Origin of the sequence: Proteiniphilum sp. (assembly GCF_034927365.1) — a bacterium.
Lineage (GTDB): Bacteria > Bacteroidota > Bacteroidia > Bacteroidales > Dysgonomonadaceae > Proteiniphilum.
Map to the genome: position 1 here is coordinate 1 of NZ_JAYFQD010000005.1, position 23,606 is coordinate 23,606.

General features: G+C 41.9%; 23 protein-coding genes and 1 pseudogene. 8 read left to right on the plus strand and 16 right to left on the minus strand.

Features of this window, described 5'->3' with window-relative positions; genetic code table 11:
- Window positions 1-200: 200 nt before the first annotated feature.
- Both VB073_RS02070 and VB073_RS02075 read left to right on the plus strand, forming a co-directional pair.
- Window positions 201-458: a hypothetical protein gene (locus tag VB073_RS02070; RefSeq protein ID WP_323402485.1), complete on the plus strand. Its 258-nt coding sequence runs from the start codon at window positions 201-203 to the stop codon at window positions 456-458.
- Between the two features lie 199 nt (window positions 459-657).
- A complete protein-coding gene (locus VB073_RS02075; RefSeq protein WP_323402486.1) occupies window positions 658-1,482 on the plus strand; it encodes a DNA adenine methylase in 825 nt (274 codons plus the stop codon).
- 75 nt (window positions 1,483-1,557) lie between these two features.
- Here VB073_RS02075 and VB073_RS02080 read toward each other — a convergent pair whose 3' ends face one another.
- From VB073_RS02080 to VB073_RS02145, 15 genes are all read right to left on the minus strand, one after another.
- Complete coding sequence (locus VB073_RS02080) at window positions 1,558-2,496, minus strand: hypothetical protein (protein ID WP_323402487.1); 939 nt, start codon at window positions 2,494-2,496, stop codon at window positions 1,558-1,560.
- Window positions 2,497-2,563: 67 nt separating this feature from the next.
- On the minus strand, window positions 2,564-4,006 hold the full coding sequence (locus VB073_RS02085; protein ID WP_323402488.1) for a toll/interleukin-1 receptor domain-containing protein: 1,443 nt from the start codon (window positions 4,004-4,006) through the stop codon (window positions 2,564-2,566).
- Between the two features lie 119 nt (window positions 4,007-4,125).
- Window positions 4,126-4,386 (minus strand): hypothetical protein, encoded by a 261-nt coding sequence (locus VB073_RS02090; RefSeq protein ID WP_323402489.1) that lies wholly within the window; start codon window positions 4,384-4,386, stop codon window positions 4,126-4,128.
- A 23-nt stretch (window positions 4,387-4,409) separates the two neighbouring features.
- On the minus strand, window positions 4,410-4,808 hold the full coding sequence (locus VB073_RS02095) for a hypothetical protein (RefSeq protein WP_323402490.1): 399 nt from the start codon (window positions 4,806-4,808) through the stop codon (window positions 4,410-4,412).
- On the minus strand, window positions 4,805-5,071 hold the full coding sequence (locus VB073_RS17400; protein WP_416349488.1) for a helix-turn-helix domain-containing protein: 267 nt from the start codon (window positions 5,069-5,071) through the stop codon (window positions 4,805-4,807). The genes VB073_RS02095 and VB073_RS17400 overlap by 4 nt, the downstream gene beginning before the upstream one ends.
- A complete protein-coding gene (locus VB073_RS02100; RefSeq protein WP_323402491.1) occupies window positions 5,068-5,274 on the minus strand; it encodes a hypothetical protein in 207 nt (68 codons plus the stop codon). The genes VB073_RS17400 and VB073_RS02100 overlap by 4 nt, the downstream gene beginning before the upstream one ends.
- A gap of 73 nt (window positions 5,275-5,347) precedes the next feature.
- Complete coding sequence (locus VB073_RS02105) at window positions 5,348-6,001, minus strand: DUF3164 family protein (RefSeq protein ID WP_323402492.1); 654 nt, start codon at window positions 5,999-6,001, stop codon at window positions 5,348-5,350.
- Window positions 6,002-6,010: 9 nt separating this feature from the next.
- The gene (locus VB073_RS02110; RefSeq protein WP_323402493.1) at window positions 6,011-6,703 is read right to left on the minus strand and encodes a DUF2786 domain-containing protein; all 693 of its coding nucleotides are present in this window, start codon (window positions 6,701-6,703) and stop codon (window positions 6,011-6,013) included.
- Between the two features lie 3 nt (window positions 6,704-6,706).
- Window positions 6,707-6,940 (minus strand): hypothetical protein, encoded by a 234-nt coding sequence (locus VB073_RS02115; protein WP_323402494.1) that lies wholly within the window; start codon window positions 6,938-6,940, stop codon window positions 6,707-6,709.
- Between the two features lie 4 nt (window positions 6,941-6,944).
- Entirely contained in the window at window positions 6,945-7,424 is a 480-nt protein-coding gene (locus VB073_RS02120) for a hypothetical protein (RefSeq protein WP_323402495.1), read from the minus strand.
- Entirely contained in the window at window positions 7,408-8,337 is a 930-nt protein-coding gene (locus tag VB073_RS02125) for an ATP-binding protein (protein ID WP_323402496.1), read from the minus strand. The genes VB073_RS02120 and VB073_RS02125 overlap by 17 nt, the downstream gene beginning before the upstream one ends.
- Before the next feature lie 40 nt (window positions 8,338-8,377).
- The gene (locus VB073_RS02130) at window positions 8,378-10,399 is read right to left on the minus strand and encodes a transposase family protein (RefSeq protein WP_323402497.1); all 2,022 of its coding nucleotides are present in this window, start codon (window positions 10,397-10,399) and stop codon (window positions 8,378-8,380) included.
- 236 nt (window positions 10,400-10,635) lie between these two features.
- Entirely contained in the window at window positions 10,636-11,226 is a 591-nt protein-coding gene (locus VB073_RS02135; protein ID WP_323402498.1) for a hypothetical protein, read from the minus strand.
- A 121-nt stretch (window positions 11,227-11,347) separates the two neighbouring features.
- Complete coding sequence (locus tag VB073_RS02140; RefSeq protein ID WP_323402499.1) at window positions 11,348-11,518, minus strand: hypothetical protein; 171 nt, start codon at window positions 11,516-11,518, stop codon at window positions 11,348-11,350.
- Between the two features lie 7 nt (window positions 11,519-11,525).
- Window positions 11,526-11,726 (minus strand): hypothetical protein, encoded by a 201-nt coding sequence (locus VB073_RS02145; RefSeq protein WP_323402500.1) that lies wholly within the window; start codon window positions 11,724-11,726, stop codon window positions 11,526-11,528.
- A gap of 198 nt (window positions 11,727-11,924) precedes the next feature.
- On the opposite strand from VB073_RS02145, the gene VB073_RS02150 reads away from it, so the two are divergent.
- From VB073_RS02150 to VB073_RS02160, 3 genes are all read left to right on the plus strand, one after another.
- Window positions 11,925-12,221 carry a hypothetical protein gene (locus VB073_RS02150; RefSeq protein WP_323402501.1) on the plus strand — a complete coding sequence of 99 codons (297 nt, stop codon included), beginning with the start codon at window positions 11,925-11,927 and terminating at the stop codon, window positions 12,219-12,221.
- Between the two features lie 101 nt (window positions 12,222-12,322).
- The gene (locus VB073_RS02155) at window positions 12,323-13,000 is read left to right on the plus strand and encodes a hypothetical protein (protein WP_323402502.1); all 678 of its coding nucleotides are present in this window, start codon (window positions 12,323-12,325) and stop codon (window positions 12,998-13,000) included.
- 168 nt (window positions 13,001-13,168) lie between these two features.
- Window positions 13,169-14,047, plus strand: coding sequence for a hypothetical protein (locus VB073_RS02160; RefSeq protein ID WP_323402503.1), 879 nt, complete (start codon window positions 13,169-13,171; stop codon window positions 14,045-14,047).
- Window positions 14,048-14,263: 216 nt separating this feature from the next.
- Here VB073_RS02160 and VB073_RS02165 read toward each other — a convergent pair whose 3' ends face one another.
- Window positions 14,264-14,710 carry a hypothetical protein gene (locus VB073_RS02165; protein WP_323402504.1) on the minus strand — a complete coding sequence of 149 codons (447 nt, stop codon included), beginning with the start codon at window positions 14,708-14,710 and terminating at the stop codon, window positions 14,264-14,266.
- Between the two features lie 166 nt (window positions 14,711-14,876).
- On the opposite strand from VB073_RS02165, the gene VB073_RS02170 reads away from it, so the two are divergent.
- From VB073_RS02170 to VB073_RS02180, 3 genes and pseudogenes are all read left to right on the plus strand, one after another.
- Window positions 14,877-16,544 (plus strand): hypothetical protein, encoded by a 1,668-nt coding sequence (locus tag VB073_RS02170; protein ID WP_323402505.1) that lies wholly within the window; start codon window positions 14,877-14,879, stop codon window positions 16,542-16,544.
- 11 nt (window positions 16,545-16,555) lie between these two features.
- Window positions 16,556-17,416: pseudogene (locus VB073_RS02175) on the plus strand (alpha/beta hydrolase); the annotation flags it as partial.
- A gap of 74 nt (window positions 17,417-17,490) precedes the next feature.
- Window positions 17,491-23,568, plus strand: a complete 6,078-nt coding sequence (locus VB073_RS02180) for a carboxypeptidase-like regulatory domain-containing protein (protein WP_323402506.1) — start codon at window positions 17,491-17,493, stop codon at window positions 23,566-23,568.
- Window positions 23,569-23,606: the final 38 nt, after the last annotated feature.

Here is a 23,606-nt window from a genome sequence, read left to right on the forward strand (position 1 = left end):
AAGTCCTTGATGCTTAACCCGCTTTTCTGTTGGCGTTCCAATATTTCCAGGAATTCTTCTTTGCTTACAGGCTTCATAAAAAATAGGTTTGCCGGCAAAGATCGGAAAAAACCATTTACGCTAAAATAGGTATTTTATCGGGGGCTTACAAATTATTAAGGATCATAGGAAAGAAGTATTTCCTGTTCTTCGAACTCCTGTTGACCGCCCCGAAAGCGAATGTGACCGATGAGGACCTGAATCACGAGTGGATACACGTCATGCAGATGCGGGAACTATTGTATGTATTTTTCTACATCTTGTATGCAATTGAGTACCTGATCAGGTTAGTCATGCTCCGTAATACACATGAGGCATATAGAAATATCAGCTTTGAAAGAGAGGCGTATGCCAATGAAGGAAATTCTTCTTATTTGAAGATGCGAAAATTCTGGGCGGTCTGGAAGTATCTTTTTTAAGGTATAAAAAAGCCCCCGGTCGCAGTTGACTCTCTGACCTTTCAACTGTATAAAACGCGACGATACCGCGTACCCGAGAGCAATATAGTGTGATAACTGTATTGTCGATTGGTGCGGTATCGTCGCATTATTATTTGTCAGAGAGAAAGCAAAATTATAAATAAAAAATGAAACAAACTACACTTTTAAAATTTACATTATGAGAACTCCGATTACCTATTATGGCGGCAAACAAACGATGCTGAAGCACATTGTTCCGCTTATCCCGGCACATAACATTTATGTGGAAAGCTTTGCCGGTGGGGCTGCTGTTTTCTTTGCAAAACAACCAAGCCAGATGGATGTGATAAATGACTTGAATGGCGAACTGATCAACTTCTATCGTACGATCGTGAGTAATTTCGATGAACTGAAAAAGGAGATTGACCGGACATTACACAGTCGGTTCCAGCACGAGACGGCATGGTTCATCTATGAACATCCGGACTATTTCAGCAACGTGCAGCGTGCCTGGGCGGTGTGGGTGTTGAGTAAGATGGGATTTGCCGGACAGTTGTCCAACAGTTTCGGATTCGATAAGTCCGAAGGCCGCCAAGCAAAAAAAGTCGATTTTGCAAAGGAAGCGTTCACGGTCGAACTCAAACGGCGCCTCGAGGCAACCACGATCGAAAGTGATGATGCCTTCCGGATCATCGCCCGGTATGATACGCCCGACACGTTTCATTTCATCGATCCTCCCTATGTGGGAAGCGATATGGCTCATTATGCTGGTATGTTCGATGAACATGATCTCGACAGGCTGTTACAGCTATGTGTTACGCTTCAGGGGAAATTCATGCTTACGATGTATCCGAATGACAATATTCATTCCTACGCAGACCGGTTCGGCTGGATCATCCATACCGTCGAACGTCAGTTGAGCGCCAGTAAGAAGATCGAATCCCGGAGAAAACAGGAAGAATGGATCGTATGCAATTACCCAGAACCAACCCGGCAGGGTGAACTGAATTTGTTTGCAGCTTAATTTAAAGGGAATTTAATCCTGATTTAAAGGGTGTGTACAAAGCGGTCAAACATAACCGCTTTGTAATTATATTAGTCATATCCCTAAATATGCTCGAATTATGGCTGTTAGTGTAGTTATGCCAAATTCGACACCTATTTTCTTTCCATTTTTTATAAGTTTATCCCCCATTCTCCTGATCCATCCTTGAGTTTTTTTTCCGAGTTGTTCGGACTCATTATTATCCTTTTCACTTTCTAAAACTTCTTGTAAATCATCTATATCATGATCCTCTAATCCCAATTGAGACAGTTCATTCTTTAATTGATTAAAATCCCCTTTCTGTATATTGAGGTTTTGATCGATCTTGTTGTTATTCCCTATAGTTATAGAGTTTCCATCTCCGATGTTTGTAATGTTTTGAGTCATATAGTTATGTATTATTTGGTTTGCCTCACCTTTATTTTTTATTATTTCTTCTATTTCAACTTCATATCCCATTTCGACCTCTAAGGCCAAAGCCAGTTCTAATGCATGATTTCTAACTTTTATCAGGATATTCTTATAAGAAATAACACTTACAACTCTATGTAGATTTATTAAATTAAATCTTCGTGCTGTTGGATTGTATTCTCTAATAATATTAGTTATAATGGCTCCGAGTTCAGCTGGGACACTATAAGAAATACTGTCGTCTTCGCTATTTGCTATATTCTCGATGATTGAAATACCTTGAGTGATATTTATTTTTTTTGCAAAATATTCTAACCTTTCTGAAAATTTAAAAGCAGGTATAGGTTGATCCGGAATAGAATGACCGATTTGATTGATATATGTACCTTTTAAAAGCACATCACCTACTCTATAATTAGGTAAAACATCCTCATCTTCATAGCCATTCAATTCTTTATTTATCCAGTTTAGCAACTCGTTATTTTTAATTCTGGAAGCAAGAATTTTGAGTTTGTATAATCCATTGGTTAGGGACTCTCTTTCATTAGATAAAAGACTGATTATTTCAGTTAAAACATTCATTTTCGAAAATATTATTTGACACAAATATACTTACTATTTACGATTACATGTGTTTTTTATTACCTGATTAATTGACTATAGCAATATTATTATCATTAAGTATATTATTAATATTATCAATATTATAATAATAAGAGCTGTAATGGTTTTCGGTTTTTATATTCTTTGCTTTTTCTATTAGCTCTGTTTTACTCTCAACATCGAATAAGGTTTTTGCTTTATTGAAAAACCGCTTTGATTTCATCTTTTGGAAAAATGGATATAAAAACCGAATCCTACTATAACAACTTAATCTTGGACTCCAATCAAAACCATAAATCAACCCCAGATAGTATAAAATTGAGTCGATTTCAATTATCTCATCAAATTTGAGATATGTATTTGCATTTCGAGATCGAAGAATAAAAGATGAAAGAAAGTAATGCCTTAAATCTAATCTTTTTGTTCTATACTCATTTAGTGATTGAAGATATTTATTAAAAGCCTTGGCACAACTTATGTAATTAATATCTGCCGAATATTCACTTTCTCTCCAGTATGATGTAGTAACAATATCCTTTAGAACCGAATATCGTTCATATTTCAGAAGTAGAGCTGATAAATACAAGAACATTTCATTTAAAAAAAGAGAAATGTGTTCATTGTAATAAGGTGCGGATGAATATATAATATTATTAAGCTTTACCTCTATATTTAATAGATGTTCTAAAATAGATATTAGTAAATCAGAGTCTACATCTTTGTTATAGTTTATGTAGAGGCTAAATACTTCTACGACCTCATCTCTTAAGGGTCCCAGTTGGTTGAATCTATCTACCACAATGTCGTCAAAATCAGGCTTCTCTTTTTCTTCGTTAGACAATGAGAAAGATAATAAGGTTTCTCCTAACTCACGAAAATAATCTTTCATTAACGCATTAGTGTTAGGCTTTGAACTGACAATAGCCTCTTTTAATGGCCTAAATTTGTGGGCCGTACTATATACGATAACAGAATCATCCGTTATATACGATGGCAATTGACCTAATGGAGGCCTGCTTCTTTTAGGTTTATTATTAATATCCCGCATTAACTCTTCATATCGCTCCTCGAATTTGTCCGGATCTCGCATATCAACACCTATCCTGCTATGAATAAAGGTGGGGAGATTCGGGGAACCATCTTTTGATGATCTGATAACAGGAATAAATTTTGTTTGATCAGCACTGCTATAAATTTCTTTTGATACTATCAAACTTTCTTCACCCACGCCTCCTTTACGGTTATTGGCTTTTATAACGTAATCATCATTACATATAAGAAGAACTTTACAGATTTCAGGATCATTCACCATTTTTTCCATAAATGAGTATTTGTCATGACCTTTGGCTAAATCCCATTCATCAATAATCACATGTACACCTTCACGATGTAAGCGGTCGGCTAAATCTAATACCCATTCCTTGTTTTCTTCCGGTTTCCAACTGTACGAAATGAATATTTTCGGAGAGGCTGTTTTTTCTTCTGACATAAAGCTATTTTCAATGATTATTTAGCTGCAAATCTACAAAACTATTTCGATACCAAATAAAAAACCGCTTCTATTTTCACAAACAGAAGCGGCCAATAATAAAAAAAAGTCATTTATCATCAAAATAAGCCCGGTATGAAATGGGCTGTTCCCATATTTAATAATACCTTAGCGATATAGTCTTTATCAGAGAAATGTGTTTTTAATCCTAAACTTTCACTCTCTCCGTAAACTTGAATTTCACCTTTCTCAATATAAAAGAACCCCGCACTTATGGGCTTTGCCCGATCTATCTTTATTTGGGCGTGTGTAGTGTGCTTCCCAAATATAACCGGCTCTATCAGTCCGGTTTTTTCATCTTCAAAAATTATATACTTCATCCGTTATTGTTATTTTGAGAAAATCAACAATCTCCTTCATATCCATATTCATAATTCAGTAAATCTTTCTGATCCGGCACCCGCCGGTGAACGATACGGTATATTTCATCCCAATCGGGTATTTTTACCAGTCCCCGGTCATCGATGTATAAATCTGCTCCAACTTTGCGGGAATCACTTCCATTGTGAGACACTATGTTGTAGCGTATGTTTTCGTTGATGGTGTCAAAACGAATGCCATTTTCAGAGCAATACTTCACCGCCTCGGCCAACTTCTGCCCAGTCCGACATGTCCATAATATCAGCTGATATCCTTCTTTCTTTAGCTTTCTTAGCGTCTCAATTGCCCCCGGCATAGGATCACCGATAAAAGGGTAATCGTCTTTCACTATCGTTCCATCAAAATCTACTGCTATAATCATGCCTCAATATCCTTTACCTTATTCCACATTTTCACTGCATATTCATCGTTGATCTCAAGGAGGCTGTCAACATGTTTAATACCATTTACGATAGTAGAATGATTTCGTTCGCACAGCCGACCAATAGTTTTAAACGAATAACTTTTTTTCATGCGTAGCAACTTCCAATACAATTGCCTCACAAGAGCGATATCTTGTATCCGTGAACGCCCCAATATGTCATCAACATGCATTCCGGTTCTTACAGACACATCACAGATCATCCCAAACGGTTTAAAAGTTCCAGATCATCCCTCAAGACATCTTCCCGTAGCTTCTTTATGTTCCGGTCGCTTTCCTGGCGGTATAATTCACTCATGCGGTCAAGCGCATGTTTCAAATCTTCCATGTCTTCCCTTTGCATAAGGATAACCAATACCAGGGCCAATGCCAGTATAGATAATCCGATGATAATAAATAGTTCCATAATTTGTAATTTAAAAAGTGAATAAATTTGCTCCACGGCGGGGAATCGAACCCCGCCCGAGAACCATTGTGGATTAGGCTTCCGTCATTCCAAGAGGCACGGCGATCCATTCGTTTTGCTCATTCTTGTATTCTGCCTTTACAAAAGTCTTTGACACGGCTGGACGATACGCGTCCTCGATGATCTTCACCCCGTCGATGAACTTTTCGTTGCCGCTTTGCTCTGCCATCTTCCTTAGTTGAAGCACGCGTGAAGCTTTAAGGTTACCCGTCTGGTCCCGGCTCAGGAGTTTGAGCACTCCTTCAACGAGTAAGCTACTGTCATTGTCTTTAGCCAGTGATTTGAGATATTCTTTGACCTTTTCTATGCCCACATTCACCGTGTCATCGTAATTGTCCGTTTCATAATTGCCGAGAATAATTCTCATTGTGCCGTTCCTATGTGTGAACGCATGTGATTTCTGCCCGTCTTTCACGCCATACACGTCTGCTTTCATCTCCACAACTTGGGCAAACGTGTCATAGCAAAGTTTCTTTCCTATACGGAGTTGATCCGCAATCCCCTTCAGGGAAGGAAAGCACATCTCGATGCTTTCATCCACTAATTGCTTGTAGCTTTCACGGTCCTGTGCCTGTTTTTCGGCCTTTAATTTTGCTTTCCTTTGTGCCTGAAATGCTTCCCATTCGGCGAGCTCTTCAGGAGTCATTGTTACGGTTTCTTGTTTCATATCAATAATTTAATTAAGTGTTTTTTTTAGTCCTGTGTTTATCCCACAGTCATACCCCCTATTATAAGCAGATGACTTTACCTTGATTTCTTTGAGAGGCTTACTTCTCAATTTCAGGTTTGCATAAACGTATTTGTCAATCAACTCGTCATGCTTGACAATAAGAGATGTGCATTCCTTTGTTTGAATCCGATCTAATTTGACAGACAAACCGATAGGGCATCCAAGTAGAAAAGAAGTAATATGTTTCCTCTTGTAACTCTCAGTCAATTGCCCTCCCCTCATGTGTTTCCTAACCTTTTCGTAATCCTTTTTTGCATTATACAGGTAAATTGATTGCAGTGAGTTGAAAAGGTCGATCACCGCAGTAGTATTCAACTCCGTGCCAAGAATGAATACTTTATAAGACGAAGCGATCATCCGGCAGTAATTGTATCGGCAAAGTGTCATTAACAGCCTTTCTTTCCATGCTCTTCCATACATGTTTTGAACGGAAATAAGTTCACTTTTTTCAATTTCTATTGATGGCTTTTCATCTGAGCGACTTTCAATATCAACCAATGATAGATTATACTTCGTAAGTAGCCTGTGTACAGCCAAAGAAGCGTTTTCCGATTCAGCAATAGAATTTATCCGGGCCGCTCCCTCACTTAATTGTTTGAGTTTTCTTATTTTGTCTATTATACTTTGAGAAGCTTCCATTAATCATAAATCGTTTAATTCGTTTTCGATCTCATCCAGTTGACGTTGTGGGTTTGGCTCGTTAAGCATATTGTTGAAGGTTGTATAACTTACACCTACAACCGGCTTTATGTGAATATCGAACACACGCCTACGCACACTATGATTTGTTTCGTGCATTTCAAGAAGTTCGAGTACTTGTACACATCGCCTCAAATACGCCGCGCGGCGTCCCAGTTGCATCTTCCGGATATTCATTACCTCAGTTTATTCGTGCCAGTCGTTCATATTCGTCCCTTACCGCCTTGTCCTTTGAAAGGATGGCCTGCATTTTCGGAATAAACAGTTTCAGTTCCTCGATGGACATTTCGCCCAACGTCTTACCAGCGATCCGCGGTTGCCGCATGAAAGCGTTTACCCGGTTCCAGTCTGTCGTGTCGATGCCATGCTTTTGCAGGCGGTGCAATACCGCGCTACGCAGGCGTTTCAGTTCGGTGACGTCCGGCGATTGTGCCGGCTTCACCTGTTTCGGTTTCTTCCCGTTCATTTCATCCACAATACGTTGCATGTCATTGATCATGCGCTGGTAGTCGTAAGGCTTCTTTTCGTGGAATTCCCGGAGAGATGTGGTAAGCAGCCCGCTGTACTGCCATACCAGATCTTCTTTGTCCACGCCCGGCATTTGCCCCAACAGCGCATGGAATCTTGCAAACGTGCTTATTCTTTTAGCTTGCTGCTGCATGACGTCTTTTGAGTTTTTCCCGATTGATAATTCTTTTTATCCGGCGTTTGTCTTCTACCACACGTATACGGATGCCGTCTGAGAGCTGAACCGTGGACGGCTCGCATTCTTCGAAGATTTGCTTTTGCAGTTCCCTGTCCGTAAATCCGTTCACCTCGCATATTTTGCGCGTGTCGGCAAGCGTGGCGCCCACCAGATGCACATACTTACGCCCGAAGCGGCTGTCCACCTCGTCGTAACCCATTTTGTTGAGACGTACACCGCGTTTGATCTCGTATTCGAGATTCTCGGTGCCGATGATGACCATTCCCAAAATATCCTCATTCTCATTGAAGAGATGGATGATGCTTCTCAATGCGGCCGGCTTAAGCGAATTTGCCTGATCCAGGATGATGAGCGGCCTCATGTTCGCTGTACGCTTGATCGCCTCAGAAACACTTTCGATGATGGTGGATGAAGTGATGTACCCTTTCGGTATGTTTGCGCCCACCTCTTGCGCCATCTTCGTCAGGAACGTGCGTGCACCCCATTCCTTACAATTAATCTTGAATACCCCTGAACGGCGATGCTGGCTTAGAAAATAATCTGCCGGGGTTGTCTTTCCGCTTCCGGCACGGTGACTGATGCCTATGAACATGCTTTCGTTCTTTGCATCCTGCAATGTCTGATACACGATCATGAAATCGGTGATGTCGGTCGCTATTTGCCAATCCCCGGTGTCAAAGTCGTATCCCAACGCCAATGCGATGGTTTCATACACCCCGTCGCCTTCGGCCAGATAAGTGCCATTGCGAAGCTGCGAAATGGTCGCCTCGCTTAATTGGCACTTCTTTGCCACGGCGCGGTAACTCCCGAGCCGGTCTTTTTCGGCTTCGACGAGTTTCATGATTTCTTTTTTCTGGTTGTCTGTCATTTTGTTATTGAGTTTAAAGTGACTTTAAATTGAGTTTAAATCAATACATGTTCCTTGAATTCACATGTACCGGTTCTTCTTCATCGGTAGCCCATTCCTTGTTCAGAAATGCGGTTTCGGCCGCCTCATAGAGGCTTTTTGCGATGTTCCCTCCCTGCATGGCTCCCACTTCCGGGGAGATCGCATCTTCCTCGTCTGACTCTGTGACGGTCAATCTCCGGCGTTCTATATCCTGTAACCGCTGTTTGCGCCGCTCTTCGTTTTTCTCCGCGATCTTCTTTGTGATCCCGACGGCCCTCATGTCTTTGTTGGGTCCGAACCGTTGTGCCGGTGTAATCTCGTTGAATGAGCCGAGATACGTGTCGCCGTGGTAAAGGTGTACGGTGCTCAAATCTTCGTAATCAAAGCAATTCCATAACTTTTCCCCGGTGTATTTTTCTGTTATATCCACATCATCGATGCCATAATAATATACCGCCCCCTCGATCTGGGTTTGGATCATATAATTCCTGATGCTTACCTGTTTGCGTAATCCGAACAGGAAGCAATATTGAGGCTGATCCACAGCGATGGTATTGGGCTTGTCGCTTTCGTCGTGCAGTTCCAACGGACTTTTATCTATGTTCCGGAACTTACGTGAATAGGCGTTATAGGGCGTATTGATGTAATTTTCAAGGATTGTGTCTGTTTCACGGATGGCACTATCGAAATTGAAATTGTTCTTTGCCGCCCACGCGCGCATTTCGGTTATATACTCCTTGCTGCGGTGTGCGTACCGGCGGGATGACTTGACACCCTCGCCATAATAGAGGTCGCTTTCGGACATGAACACGGATTGCAAGGTGCCGAACCACCGCTCGATGTTTCCTTTGCCCTCTGCCTTATGCGCCTTGGTCATGATCACGCCTTTGAGGTGCATTTGACTCTCAATCCATTGCCATTCTTCCGAATTGTGCCCCGGAAAGCGGTCATAGATGAATTCGTACGGAAGATACCCAGAATTGCGTACGGCCATGGCCAGTGCGCCGATGACGGCCTGTGCACTCTCTTCGTAACAGTACTCCCAACCGAGTGGTAATCCGCTCATCACGTCACGCACGGCAACGATATACAGGAACTTTTGCCCGGTACGCTTTTTGCCCTCTTTATCAATCCAGGTCGCACGGTGATCCACTATGTTCACACGGGTACCATCGACCTGCCATGCATCCCCTGCAAACAGAGCCGATTGCATTGGAGTGTAACCGCGATAATGGGCATTGTGCCGTGTGTTGGCTCCATAACGTTGCTGAATAAGGAATTTCATCTCCGGTGTCTTTACCGCATCGCTCACCCACCGTTCCGAAGGGAATTCTTCAAAGCCGTTTTGTTGGCAGATCAGCCGTATTTTACGGTAGATATACGCCGATGTGTAGTTCTTCTGGCTCGATGCCAGTTCCACTAATGTACCGTTTATGAAATCGTTATTTTTGTACTTCGCCCGGTTGGTGTTGCCGGTGTTTTTTACACCGATTATATCGGTAATTCTTTCACCTGAGGCGTATGCCTGAATTTTGTCACGTAGATTTCTCCATGTTACCGGTAGATACTTTAGTTCCTGAAGGCGTATTTCTTTCACTAATTGATCAAAAACGGCACTTTTCGAGTAAGAAATACCTTTCAGCTCTACATAATTACGTGCTTCGTGGATCACTGCGGCCGCTTGTGCCAGTTCCTTCGCTATCTTGTATTTATAATTGGCGTAATCCGGAAGAAATTGTTTATAAGTGTTCCATACTGCCTCGTTGATAATATCTTCAGTGTCGCTTTGAGGTTTCACCGCATAGCGTTGCAATGTGGCGATATCCGGAAGTTGTGAGCGATATTTATCTGGCAGAGAGTTGTAATCGAAATAACAAATTCCATTAATTTCGTTATGTTTCCACGATCCATTTCTCCTTTTTGCCCGTGACTTTGCCACACGCAGATAGCTAAAGTCCACATCGGTATTACCCTGCACGTACGACTGTGAGAGCCATAAACCCGAATTATAGGTAATTATTTCTCCTGATGTGATATTCATATCGTTCTGAAATTGAATTGTTCCTATGGGCGGAATCGAACCGCCCCGAGAACCGTTTAGGATTTTATAGTTCGTCCTATGAAGGAAAGACTTTGTAAGGCAGATTTTAGTTGTTCGTCTTTATACTTTTTGTCTCTATTCTCCCAGCACTTTTCGCAGTGAAAACCTGAAAGCGCATTGTAAAAACCGCCTTTCAGTTCTTTTCCGCATTTGCAGCATTTTAGCGTTTTCATAACTCAGTCAAATAAAGAGGGTTGATTATTGTTTTTGAGTACAGTTATAGAGGTCGCCGCATTGTACCGGCCATGTACTTGGGCGCGGCCATTCTTAATGTCGACAAGCATATCTACCTCGTGTTTCCACTTGGTAATGTTCTCGCCCATCTGCATGATCAGGTGCCAGGACAACTTACGTCGTTTGAATTTCTGCCTGAGTGCCTCAAAGTCGAGGTAACTCATCTGCACATGCTGCACGCTGTCGATGATCACGAAGCGATATCCGCCGTTCTGGATAGTTTTCTCGATCTGGTCGATGTTCTTGGTATGAATGAACCGCACTTTTTCGCTTGTCACACCACAATGTTTCAGCCGGTTCTGTAATGTTTTGGAGTTTAACCGCTCTTCAGCGCTCACATAGAGCACACGCCCGAATTGGCTCACGTATTGGGCGAATTTTGCAGCATACGTGCTTTTACCGCTCTTTGCTTCGCCCCGGATAAGGGTACTGAAGCGGATGTCCGGCTCACCTAATATCTTTTCCCAGTCGCCTGTAAACGGATACGTTTCGATATTCCGCTCTGCTATTTGAATTGGGGATACTGTTTTCATAGGCTCATCCGTATTATGATACTACCCATATACAAGCCCGCTAATGCTATGGCAGTCCAACATATCCGGCTGTTTAAAGGCTCTGAGAATAGGTTGTCAAATAACCAATAAATGAAGTCTTTCATAGTTGCGCCTCTATTAAGTCGTATAACTCACTTTGCAGTTCATCTGCTTTCTCATACAGCGTTTCAAGCTGTTCAGTAGTGTCAGGCCCAAATGCGCCGTCTTTCAGTTCCTCCAGTTCGCATAATAATTTAAATGCGAGATCGTGTGCCTTTGATAAATTACTCATGATTAAATTATTTAGATAGTTCAACTTCTTGTTGTAATTTCTCACGCATACCGATCACTCTCGAGAGTATGTCCACGATCTGTGAATGATACTTCGACCCTTCCCTTTTCAAGGCCACATAAGCGTTTTGTTCGGAGATACCGAGCATTACGCCCGCTGTCTTTAAGTCCCCGTGCTTTTTTTTCTTTATGATTTCTTCGGCAGTCATGATTTTTTATTCTACTTTTGTTTAAGATTTTCGACAAAGATAAATGACAATATTCATTTTTCAAAATAAAATGATGACTTTTTTCATTTTAATTTAATGAAGGCAATAGATCGGTTATATTCATATTTTGAATCAAAAAAGATAAAACCCACGGTTTTTGAACGAACCGTGGGCTTTTCATCTGGTTATTTGAGCAATATGAAGAAGCGGAATGCCGATTTAGGAGAGGGGACACTTCGAAAAATAAATGACTATTGTCATGATTTAAGTATCGAATGGTTGATTACCGGAAAAGGAGAGATGATTAAATTAAAATCTGATTTATCATCCGCTGCTCAAAACGACAAGATGTTACTGGATAAGATCATAGAACTGACCAAGGAGAACACGTTATTGCGTGCGGAAATAAACAAGTTAAGTGAACAAAAAAAATACTCCCAATCAGATTATCCAAATGTTCTTGTTGCAGAACCGAAATTAAAAGGTCTGAAATAGGATTAGGAATAGAATGCTGAAAAGCACTCTTTGTAGACTTCCCAGTATGGTTAAGCCATAATCAAGAATAGATTATTTAATTTGAAATAAAACACATGGACATGGAAAATAAATCTAAATCAAAAAAAGGATGTCTTCTCGTATTTTTAGTGTTTTCGGTGATAATTATTATTATATCATTATTTTCTAATAATGAAGATTCGAATGATCCGATAAGTCAGACGAATTTACAGGAGGACAAACAAGAGGTGGTTGATAGCGCTCTGATTAAATTGCAGGATAGTTTAAGAGCCGAGACTAAGAAAAAGATAGACTCAGAAATTACAAAGTTCACTACTAATTATGATGATATTGAGGGTGTCACATGGATTTACAGTAAGTCTAAGCCGTATTATGCAAACACAAAAGCATTTTATAATTATATTGGAATGAGGGATAATGGACAGGTTTGGAAACGGCTTGTTATTCGCTATCATGGAGATGATTGGTTGTTTATCAATAAAATAATTATCAAAACGGATGAACAAACCTATACGCTTGATGCATCGAACTCAAAAAGAGACAATAATACAGAAGTTTGGGAATGGATAGATATTGAGGAAGGGACTGCTGAATTCATAATTATTAATGATATCATCAATTCAAAACAAACAAAGGTGCGATTTGTAGGCGATCAATATCATTTCGATTGGATACTACCTAAAAAGACAGTTACAGGCTTAAAAGAGATAGAAGATTTTTATTATCTTTTAAATTCATATTACGTGTCTGGTAAATAACCGTATTGATAACGTTTCATTCCTATATTGAATTGCCGATTGATAATCAGATTATCCAAATGTTCTTGTTGCAGAACCGAAGTTAAAAGGTTTGAAATAGGATTAAAAATAGAATGCTGAAAAGCACTGTTTGTAGACTTCCCTATGAATTAATTAAACTTATTTGATATGGGGCTTATTGGTTGGATCAATACTGCGAAATATGTTTCAAGGCTGTCCGAGGCTATTAATCGCTTTGAGACAGAAAAGCATCTTGATTACCTTATTAACAATATGGAATCAGGTGCTGAAGAAATTATAAAAAAAGAACTGGTTAAAGGTTTTGATAAAAAAATCACCCCCGATAATGTCAGTCATTTAGGGGATAAGTATCTTCTTTTCTGCAAGAAATTATTACCCAATACCAATTTATCAGAAATAGAGAATCTTTTAAGAGATACTGAGGTGAGGGCGATGGAAAATTTTGTTAGGGTTTTCGCTAATACGCAAATAGATGAAAATGAATGTTTATCACCTGACGGCGTTCAAAGGATTATCGAATTCAGTACAGTAAGTAATTGCGATCTATATAGTTCTAAAAAAGAGGTTGAATCAGCATTTGGAAAGAATATAGAATATTGGAAAATTGAGAATAGTATATTTGAAGTTTGCTCTTCAGATTTCATTTTGAAACCAAAAGAGGAGTGTTATTTTCGATCTTCTGGCTCTGTATCTGAAAGAAAACAAGTAACGCAAAGAATAGATTACGGAGGCCCCAGGGCACGGATAAAGATTGCTAAAGGAATCAGTTATAATTTAGGTTCGATAGCAGCATCAACTCATAAGGTTCTAAAAGATATAGATTTGGGATATGGCAATGTAAACATTACTAACAAAAACATATTGTACAAAGGCGCGGTAAAATCATTGTCAATACCGCTCTCAAGCATCATCGATATAGAATTTTATGTCGATGCATGTATTTTATATCGAAATAGAGGTAATCCTTTTGTATGTCGAATTGACAATCAAGATAAATTTAACAGGTATTTGCGTGCCATGTTGTGAGGTTTTTAATTCCTTATAAAACTTATTCAAGATTAATTATCTGTTGATAACAAAAGTGCGTATATTGAATTGCCGATTTTGCGATTAAAGTTTGCGATTAATGATGGAAAAGTGCGTATATTGAATTGCCGATTAATCTTGATACGGAAACCATTTTTATTTACTTATAAGGTCTCTTGAAAAAATGAGACCCAAAATTATGCTACAATCCTGAGGTTAGTTAAGGCCAATTTTAGCTTCCAACTTCGTGAGTTTTGCCTCGTTCTTCTGGATGCTCTTTTCCAGTTTTTTGATTTGATCCTCATTTTTTGTTAGCTTGGCATCGGCTTTGCTGGCGGACTTGGCCTTTGACTCGGCTTGTTTGGCGGCCTTCTTGGCTTTTTTTGCTTTACTTTTACTGTCGACCTCCTTGCTCAGGTTTCTTGCCGTTTTGGTATTTTTATCTGCTGCTGACACTGCCTCACTATGCTTTTTGTTCTTTTCGGCAACCAGTACATCTTTTTGCAAATAGAGTTTTTCCAGTTTCTCCCTATCTTTTTCTAATGTCTCCTGGAGCTTGGTATATTCTTTTTCTTCTTTTGAAAGTGCAGGGACATCCTGCGCCCAGGCAGTTGTTGCCGAAACTGCCATGAAAACAACGGCAGCTAAAATAAATTTTCTCATAGTTGTCTAATTTGGAATTCTGTGAAATTAAAATGTTTTGATACAAACATAAACAATGCCGGAAGAGATTATGTTCAATTTGTACAGTAGTTTAAAAAACTATAACTTTGTTGGACTTATATCACCAGTCATTGCCCCGGCAGGCTAAATTTAATCCTGAGCAAGTATGAAGAGTGTAAAATCGGTATTCCTGTTTATTCTTATCTTTTCGTCCGTTTCTTGTCAATCGACGAAGGAAAGTGATCCCTCGCCTCGAATTATCAATATCATTAATTTCATCAGACAGACCGATTATCGTCTGGAAAATGCTGATTCACTTATGTTCGATGCTGTTGAAAAGCAGATTGAGTTGCTTGGGCAATATGATTTCCCGGCTACATTTTTATTTCAGTATGATGCCCTGATCAATCCGGAGTACGAGCAACTGATGAAAAGCCGGCTCGGTCAACAATGTGAGATCGGAGCATGGTGGGAAATTACCCAGCCTCATGTAGAAGCTGCGGGGATAAAATGGCGTGGCCAACATTCATGGGTCTCTACGGCCAATATTGCTTTCACTACCGGCTATACTCCCGAAGAAAGGGAGAAGCTGGTAGATGTTTATATGAATAAATTCAGGGAGATATACGGCGATTATCCGAAGTCTGTTGGCTCGTGGTATATTGATTCCCATACGTTGGCTTATATGTACGACAAGTATGGGATTGTGGCTTCCTGCAACTGTAAGGATCAGGTGGGAACGGATGGATATACGCTGTGGGGAGGCTATTGGAATCAGGCCTATTACCCGAGCCGGAAAAATGGATATATGCCGGCACAGTCGGTAGAGGGACAAATTCCGGTGCCGGTTTTTCGTATGCTGGGTAGTGATCCGATGTATCAATATGATAACGGAGTGGGCGGTAACGGGCAAGGAGTGATCTCATTGGAGCCTGTATATCGTGATTCGGGGAAAAACAAAAAATGGGTCGACTATTTCTTTGAATCCATAGTAAATGGACCTTCCCTGGCTTTTAATTATGCACAGGCGGGACAGGAAAATTCTTTTACCTGGGCCGGAATGGGTGAAGGATTGGAAATGCAGTTCCCGATTATAGATTCATTGAGGACTGCAGGGAAGATACGGCTGGAAACATTGGGGGCATCCGGTAAGTGGTTCAGGGAACATTTTCAAACAACCCCTGCCACGGCGGTTACTACACTGACCGATGTCAGGGATAAAGGGAACAAGTCGGTTTGGTATAATAGCCGCTATTACCGCACTAATTTATTCTGGGAGAATGATGGTTTTTGCTTTAGGGATATCCATCTGTTTAATGAGAACTTTGAGTCGGAATACCTGAATACCCCCGGTACCGGTGGACAGTTCTACTATTATACGCTTCCTGTTATCGACAGATTTCATTGGAGTACGCGTGATGAGTTGACAGGCCTCAGGATTGTGAAGATCGATGATGAGGGAAAGAAACAGCGTGTAGTTCTGAAGGATCCTATTGTAACCGAAACATCGAAAACGACCTTAAAAGTTGAATCAAAGGATCAGGATGACACTGATTATATTATCCTATTGAAGGAGGATAAGATAGAGATTTCTTGTAAGGCAAAAGCGAAAGATATGCATTGGTTCCTGGAATTGGAAGTGCCACAAGAGAGGATGGGACGGTTGCCCTTCAAGAATTATGAGCCATCTTCCATCTCTTCTTCCTTCAGAGGATTTGATTACAAGATCAACATTGAAAAAGGATTTATCATTCAAGGAGAAAATAGTGGTTTTGTATTCAGGGTAGCGCCTGAAAAAAATAGGGTGATCATAAGTGGAGTAACAAATATCTAAAATTTACCAGGATGAGAAAAATAGTTTATCTTCAGCCAATCCTGCTTCTCATCATGATGAGTGAGCCGTTATTTTCCCAATATACCCAGAAAGAGTTTGACTTCGATCTATGGCCAAACGGTTTTCCCAATACAAACGGTATTGACCATCTGGCTTTTGACGACAATACGCGTAATTATAAGCCATCGCTGAGAGTTTTCCTTCCTCCGAAGGAAATATCTACCGGACGTATGATCATAGCTTGCCCGGGAGGAGCTTACTATGGTTTGGCTTACCAACATGAAGGATATGACTGGGCTCCTTTCTTTAATAAGATGGGAATAGCTTATGCTGTTTTAAAATATCGTATGCCCAGAGGGGTGAAAGAAGTGCCTTTCTCCGATGCCGAAGAAGCGATCAGGGTGGTAAAGGAGATGGGAAAAGAATGGCATATCAACCCTGATGATGTCGGGATCATGGGTTCGTCGGCAGGAGGCCATCTGGCATCGACGGTGGCAACCCATATAAAAACCGATTTATGTCCGGCATTCCAGATCCTGTTTTATCCGGTGATCACCATGGATAAGACTTTTACCCACATGGGATCGCGTAACAATTTGCTGGGAGAGAATGTCTCACAAGAACTGGAGGATCTCTATTCCAATGAAAAACAGGTGACCGGTGACACACCAAGAGCATTTATTGTGTTCTCGGACGATGATGATGGGGTACCGACGCCTAACGGAGTCTATTATTATCTCGCTTTAAAGAAAAATAAAGTGCCTGCTTCCCTGTTTATCTATCCTTCGGGTGGCCACGGTTGGGGTTATAGAACCGATTTCAAATATCACAAGGAGATGTTACAGGATCTGAGCTCATGGCTTTCAAGTTTTTAAAATAATTATTCTGCAGCCTTGTGTTTATAGGCATTATATTTGTACATTTATCTCCTTAAATATCTTGCTGTATGAAACGAACACTGTTGACGCTTGTAATCTTATTTATTTCCATATCGACTCTCACCTTTGGACAGGGTACTCCATGGCAGAAGTCGCTCCCCGAAAGCCGCCGCTCTTCGGGAGAGCTATTCGTCTATCAATTAAACGAGAAAGATGTGCGGAATCTGTATCTGAAAGGAAAGCGTTTGGATGAATCCATGCTGCATACTTTTGTGATGCGTTGTGCCGAGTCTAAAGATATTCCTGCATTGCCGAGAGGTAATTATATAGAGGTGAGGACAGTTGATAATAAGCTGGAATACAGCGATCATACCGTTGATAATTTTTATTACAACATTGTCAAAGATGAAAAGGTGATGCTTTTCATTTCGGATACCCTGGGGAATGTGATCACTGACGCTGTGGTCAAACGGGGACTGAAACGGTTGAAGTTTGACGAATCCACCCGGACGTACAATACCCGGCGGATAGCAGATGAGAAGATAGTGGAAGTAAATAATAATGGGGTACTGCATTATATTGAATTTGAGGAAGGATATCGCTATCATTATCGTCCTCATTTTTTTAGAAGTAGTTGGTATAGGATAAGGAATGGATTCTACAGGATATTCGATCCGGATATGGCTAATATACCGGATAAATATGATGGTTTTGTCGTGTGTAGTAAGCCTAAATATAAACCGGGAGAGACTGTTCGTTTCAAAGGGTACATCCACCACAACGGAAAGCCATACAATAAAGAGGTGGAAGTTTCACTTGTTTCCCGTTATCCCGCGAAAATAGATACTACACTGGTATCTCTTCAGCCTTATCGGCCGGGGATGTATGAATGGGAGTTTGTCCTGACAGATAGCCTCAAACTGTTGCTTGATAACAGATATAATATCGAGTTGAAGACCAGGGGCAGGAACGGCAACCATATCAGTGGAGAATTCCGTTATGAAGAATATGAACTGGGACGGGTTTCGTTCGAAGCGAAAGCCGACAAGGAAAGATATGTGAAGGGGGATACGGTGAAACTGCAGTTCAGTGCTAAAGATGAGAACGATATGCCGGTTTATGACGGCCGCATCGATATCACTGTACGGCCATCCAGGCGATCGGAATGGAAATATTATGCAGATAACTCTTTTATCCCTGACGAACTGTGGAAGCATTCATTGGATATGGATACCAAAGCCTCTTCGGAATTTGTATTGCCGGATTCACTGTTTGTGCCTGGTATGGGGATCCATTATGAGGTGGAATGCGGTTTTCTTGACTCAGGCAATGAGAAACAGGTGAGTAAGATGACACTCTATATGGATACGCGTGACCGGCAGATCGATTTCTCGGTGAAAAAAGGATTTTTGACTATCAGGGAAATGGTAGAGGGAACAAGTAGGCCGGTGCAGGCATCCCTTATAGCTTATAACTCGGAAGGGGAGATTTCGTTCAGCGATTCGGTGCAATTACCCTATTCTCTACCCTTACAGTGGATTGCCGACCATTATGAAGTGACTACCGCCACATCGTCCGGAATTTTTTTCGTGAAGGATATAAAAGAAAATATTCTGGAATACCGTTTCTTCAGGGAAGCGGGGAATATACGGCTGGTGGCGGATAATCCTGCCGGATATCCCTTCTGGTACACTATCAGGAAAGGTAAGGAGATTATTAAAAAAGGATATACATCGAATCTCGATTATTCCTATAAGGATAAGGGAAAGCAGGGGTATACCATGCAGTTGGCTTACCTGTTGGGGGAAGAGGCAAAAACCGTCACCGGAAGTTTGCCTTATGAGGAGAAGAATATATCCATGGAGGTAAACACCCCTACGATGGTCTATCCGGGACAGACCGCCAAAGTGGAGTTGCTCGTCAGGGATAAGAAAGGACGGCCCGTGAAAAATGCCGATATTACAGCCTATGCATATACCTCCAAATTCAATATGCATTCCCCTAACGTGGCTATTTTTGGGAAATCGGTTTCGGGTAAACGGTTTGATAACAGACATTACGATCTATCCGAAGCGGGACCGTATAATGCCAAAAGCCCGATGGATTGGTCGATCTGGAAAGAACGGATGGGACTCGACTCGATAGAATACTATAAGTTCCTCTATCCCAGTATCTGTTATGAATATTCCGAAGAGGTTCCGGATAGAGTAACCCAAATAGCCCCTTATGTGGTAATCGATGGGAATCCCCAGGGAGTCCATATCCTCTGGATCGACGACCAACCTCATTATTTCTATCGGGCGCAGCAACTGGATGTATACAGTTTTCCGGTAGCGCCGGGATACCATACGTTGAAGTTCCGCACATATGGACGGAACATAACGGTGGAGAATGTATATGTAAGGGAAGGAATGAAGACGATATTATCCGTCAACGCTGAGAAATCAGCTGTTCTCCTGAACTCCGGGGATAAGGTGGGGGACCACCCTTTGCAAATAACCGTGAAGAATCTAAACCGTAAAAACAGGGGGAGATTAAGCGAATGGGAGATGGCGCAGCTTGAGGAGCATATGATCACGGTGGATAATAATGTCGGGACAGTGAGTCTGCCTAACGATAATCCTATATATATACCAGCGGTGTTTCATGCCGGAAGGGTTTATTATTTATTGAACAGTGCAGTGGATCGGCGATACGAATATAGAACCGGCTCCTATCTGTCGGAATCTACCCTGGTTGGTCCGTTCCCTCATGTGAGGACTTCTTCCGGCGATGCAAACGTGGGGGGGGTGTACGCTGATACGATGTTTATTAATAGCTTTCCCATTGAGGGTGGTCATCGTTATGAGGTGAGAAAGGACAGTGTCGCCCGGACAAAATGGGGAAAGGTTCCCTTCTCGGCAAGTATCTCACCTTTCTCTTCACCGCTTGCTTTTTCTCAGAATGCGCTTACCCCGGAAAGCGTCACCGGGATGTTCCGTGAAGGGTTACTGGACCGGATAGAGCGGAAAGCAGGGTTGATGATGTCGACCGGAGTGAATAACGGGAAGGGCAGACGTCCCGAAAAGAATAATCCTGTTGTAAATCAAAATGAACGAGGTTGTCAACTCAAGTTGGTGGTCGGATCCCTCGCGGACGGGAAAATGGAGGCCAAACCTTTGATGATATGCTTGTCGTCTATGGATGAGTCTAATGAAGCACAGTATATATATTACGGAGCTACCCGTGATTTCAATCAACTGCCGGAAGGAAACTGGCAACTCGACCTGATTTTTAGAGATACAACCCGATATGCGATACCGGTGACACTTAAACCAAATGGTCTGAATTACCTGAAAATCGATTCGATCACTCCTTTGCCTGTGGATAGTATTGGGCGGACTGTCTTTGCCCGGATCGATTCCCATTTATATCTTTCCCAACCGAAAAATCTACGGAATAGGATATCTGTCATATCGGGACACAGTGGCGGCGATTTCAGAATCTCCAATTATACAGGGAAGCTGATTACCGGAACTGTCCGTGACCAGTATGGTGAGCCTTTGATTGGCGCCACAGTGAAGGTCGAAGGGACGACCAAAGGTACAATGACCGATCTCGACGGTAAGTTCAGGTTGGCCAATACCGATTCCGGCAACCTGCTCGTGGCTTATATCGGTTATCAACCTTTTACCATCCGTATCACTGCGGGCTATGATTATCAAATAATATTAGAGGAGGATTATCAGGCTTTGGAGGAAGTGGTCGTGACGGCGTTTGGAGTACAAAAAAAGGTAAGTGTGGTAGGTTCTGTCACTACCGTAAATCCTTCAGATTTACACGTCCCCTCGGGCGATCTCGCCACGGCACTCGCCGGCCGGATGGCAGGTGTTGTTGCTCTGCAACGTTCGGGTGAACCGGATGTAAGTAATGACAAAATCCTTATCCGGGGTGCATCTTCATCAGAGGCGGATTATGGCGCTCCGTTGATTATTATAAATGGGATTCCGTATGAGGGTGCCCTGTCCGATTTCGATGCCGCCAATATTGTGTCAATGAACGTAGTGAAAGATGCCGATACCGCTATCTATGGTTCCCGTGCCGCCAATGGAATTATCTTTATTGAGACGAAAGATGGAGGAACTCCAATCCCGTTGTCGGCAGATAGTGCTTTCCCGGAGGGGTGGAGCAGCGCAAACTCACTCAGGACAAATTTCCATGACGACGCTTTCTGGAAACCACGTCTTTCTACCGGAAGCGACGGGACCCTCTCTTTCGAAGTCACCTATCCGGATGATATCACCAGTTGGAATGCCAATTTCATTGCCGTGGGGGGACGAAAACAAACGGACAAGGCACAGTTGAAAGTAAAATCTTTCAAGCCGATCAATGCGCAACTCTCCCTGCCACAATTCGCCATCCTGAATGATAGCCTGAATGTGATTGGACGGTTGACTAATCATCTGGGCGATACGGTAACAATACAACGTACGATCGAATGGGAAGAAGATAGATCCGAAGAGCCTGTCTCATTACAGAACTCCTACATCGACACGATCCCGTTATTGGCAAATAAACCTGATAGCATCACAATCACCTATGCACTGAAGATGGAAAGCGGCTATTTTGATGGAGAGCGGCGGACAATCCCCGTTTATCAGCCGGGGATATTGGAATCATATGGTGAGTTTGCCGTTTTGGGGGACACCTTGAGTCACCGTTTCCAGACTAATCCCGCTCTTGGCAAGGTGACTGTCCATGCGCAAACGACCGCTATGCAATCATTCCTGGATGAAATAGAGAAAATCGACCGTTATCCCTATTTCTGTAACGAACAGGTGGCATCAAAGATAAAAGCACTCTTATTGAAAAAACAGATTCTCCCCATGGTCGGGAAAGAGTTCAAAGAGGATAACAAGATCAGGAGTCTTATCCGGCGACTGGAAAGGAATAAGAACAGTGAGAACCTGTGGGGATGGTGGAATCAGGACAAGACGGAACTGTGGATATCCAAGCAGATTGTGGAAGCGTTGATCAATGCGGAAGCCGACGGATATAAGGTCGACTTCAATAAGCAGGGTGCCGCGAATGCACTTATCCGTGAACTGAATCGCCGCCTGCTGGTGACAGATGATGCCAGTGATGATTCTCTCGTTAAACAGGAATTACTGAATCTGCTCGAACTGCTTCTGAAACTCAATGCACAAATTGATTACACCCAATATCTCCGGGAGATATCCTTGCTGCCGGATATAACTGTCAACAACAAACTGAGAAGTGTGCAGATGGCTTTGTTGCTTGACTCTACAGAGGTAAGTAATAATTTGCCAATCGATGCGCTGTTGAACCTTTCGTCCGAAACCATGTTGGGGTCCATTTACTGGGGCGAAAAAGAAGACGATATCTATCCGCGATATTTTATGTTGCCCAATGTCAACAATACCAACAATACACTTGTGGCATACCGTATTTTACGGGAAGTGGGAGGGCATGACGATAAACTGGAAAAGATAAGGAATTATTTCTTCGAGATACGTAAAAATGGTTCCTGGCAGAATACCTATGAATCTGCCCGTATTATGGAAACCATCATGCCAGATATGATAGCGGTGAATAGCACTTTTTCGAATACAAAGTTGACTGTCAACGGTAAAGAGTATAAGGAATTTCCTCTCACTGTAGAATTTGAGGCAGGAGAAACTGTAGATGTGAGAAAAACCGGAACGCTCCCAATATTCTTTACCGCCTATCAGCAAGGATGGAATAGCGATCCGGAGAAGGTATCCGAAGGATTCTCCGTAGAAACAGCGTTCTATGATAAGGATGATATTATTACCCGGTTGGAAGCAGGTAAAAGCGTCGATCTCAAAGTAAATGTTACTGTCGATGCGGATGCCGACTATGTGATGATCGAAGTGCCAATCCCTGCCGGCTGTTCGTATGAGTCAAAAGGAAGGGGTGATTTCCGGAAAGAGACCCACCGCGAGTATCACAAGGAGAAGGTGGCTATCTTTTGTCACAAGCTATCCAAAGGGTCTCACGATTTTATCATTAAGTTAATCCCACGATATACCGGACAGTATCATCTTAACCCGGCCAAAGCAGAGCTGATGTATTTCCCTACTTTCTTCGGTAGGGGTGATGTGGGGAGGTGTGCAATAGAGTAGGCGATTGAATCTGCTGTGAAAGGTTAACTCCTTGTTCG

What these genes read in the sequence shown, in the direction of transcription:
- VB073_RS02075 (WP_323402486.1), top strand. Translation starts at nt 658, where the DNA reads ATGAGAACTCCGATTACCTATTATGGCGGCAAACAAACGATGCTGAAG.
- VB073_RS02080 (WP_323402487.1), bottom strand. Translation starts at nt 2,496, where the DNA reads ATGAATGTTTTAACTGAAATAATCAGTCTTTTATCTAATGAAAGAGAG.
- VB073_RS02085 (WP_323402488.1), bottom strand. Translation starts at nt 4,006, where the DNA reads ATGTCAGAAGAAAAAACAGCCTCTCCGAAAATATTCATTTCGTACAGT.
- VB073_RS02090 (WP_323402489.1), bottom strand. Translation starts at nt 4,386, where the DNA reads ATGAAGTATATAATTTTTGAAGATGAAAAAACCGGACTGATAGAGCCG.
- VB073_RS02095 (WP_323402490.1), bottom strand. Translation starts at nt 4,808, where the DNA reads ATGATTATAGCAGTAGATTTTGATGGAACGATAGTGAAAGACGATTAC.
- VB073_RS17400 (WP_416349488.1), bottom strand. Translation starts at nt 5,071, where the DNA reads ATGATCTGTGATGTGTCTGTAAGAACCGGAATGCATGTTGATGACATA.
- VB073_RS02100 (WP_323402491.1), bottom strand. Translation starts at nt 5,274, where the DNA reads ATGGAACTATTTATTATCATCGGATTATCTATACTGGCATTGGCCCTG.
- VB073_RS02105 (WP_323402492.1), bottom strand. Translation starts at nt 6,001, where the DNA reads ATGAAACAAGAAACCGTAACAATGACTCCTGAAGAGCTCGCCGAATGG.
- VB073_RS02110 (WP_323402493.1), bottom strand. Translation starts at nt 6,703, where the DNA reads ATGGAAGCTTCTCAAAGTATAATAGACAAAATAAGAAAACTCAAACAA.
- VB073_RS02115 (WP_323402494.1), bottom strand. Translation starts at nt 6,940, where the DNA reads ATGAATATCCGGAAGATGCAACTGGGACGCCGCGCGGCGTATTTGAGG.
- VB073_RS02120 (WP_323402495.1), bottom strand. Translation starts at nt 7,424, where the DNA reads ATGCAGCAGCAAGCTAAAAGAATAAGCACGTTTGCAAGATTCCATGCG.
- VB073_RS02125 (WP_323402496.1), bottom strand. Translation starts at nt 8,337, where the DNA reads ATGACAGACAACCAGAAAAAAGAAATCATGAAACTCGTCGAAGCCGAA.
- VB073_RS02130 (WP_323402497.1), bottom strand. Translation starts at nt 10,399, where the DNA reads ATGAATATCACATCAGGAGAAATAATTACCTATAATTCGGGTTTATGG.
- VB073_RS02135 (WP_323402498.1), bottom strand. Translation starts at nt 11,226, where the DNA reads ATGAAAACAGTATCCCCAATTCAAATAGCAGAGCGGAATATCGAAACG.
- VB073_RS02140 (WP_323402499.1), bottom strand. Translation starts at nt 11,518, where the DNA reads ATGAGTAATTTATCAAAGGCACACGATCTCGCATTTAAATTATTATGC.
- VB073_RS02145 (WP_323402500.1), bottom strand. Translation starts at nt 11,726, where the DNA reads ATGACTGCCGAAGAAATCATAAAGAAAAAAAAGCACGGGGACTTAAAG.
- VB073_RS02150 (WP_323402501.1), top strand. Translation starts at nt 11,925, where the DNA reads ATGAAGAAGCGGAATGCCGATTTAGGAGAGGGGACACTTCGAAAAATA.
- VB073_RS02155 (WP_323402502.1), top strand. Translation starts at nt 12,323, where the DNA reads ATGGAAAATAAATCTAAATCAAAAAAAGGATGTCTTCTCGTATTTTTA.
- VB073_RS02160 (WP_323402503.1), top strand. Translation starts at nt 13,169, where the DNA reads ATGGGGCTTATTGGTTGGATCAATACTGCGAAATATGTTTCAAGGCTG.
- VB073_RS02165 (WP_323402504.1), bottom strand. Translation starts at nt 14,710, where the DNA reads ATGAGAAAATTTATTTTAGCTGCCGTTGTTTTCATGGCAGTTTCGGCA.
- VB073_RS02170 (WP_323402505.1), top strand. Translation starts at nt 14,877, where the DNA reads ATGAAGAGTGTAAAATCGGTATTCCTGTTTATTCTTATCTTTTCGTCC.
- VB073_RS02180 (WP_323402506.1), top strand. Translation starts at nt 17,491, where the DNA reads ATGAAACGAACACTGTTGACGCTTGTAATCTTATTTATTTCCATATCG.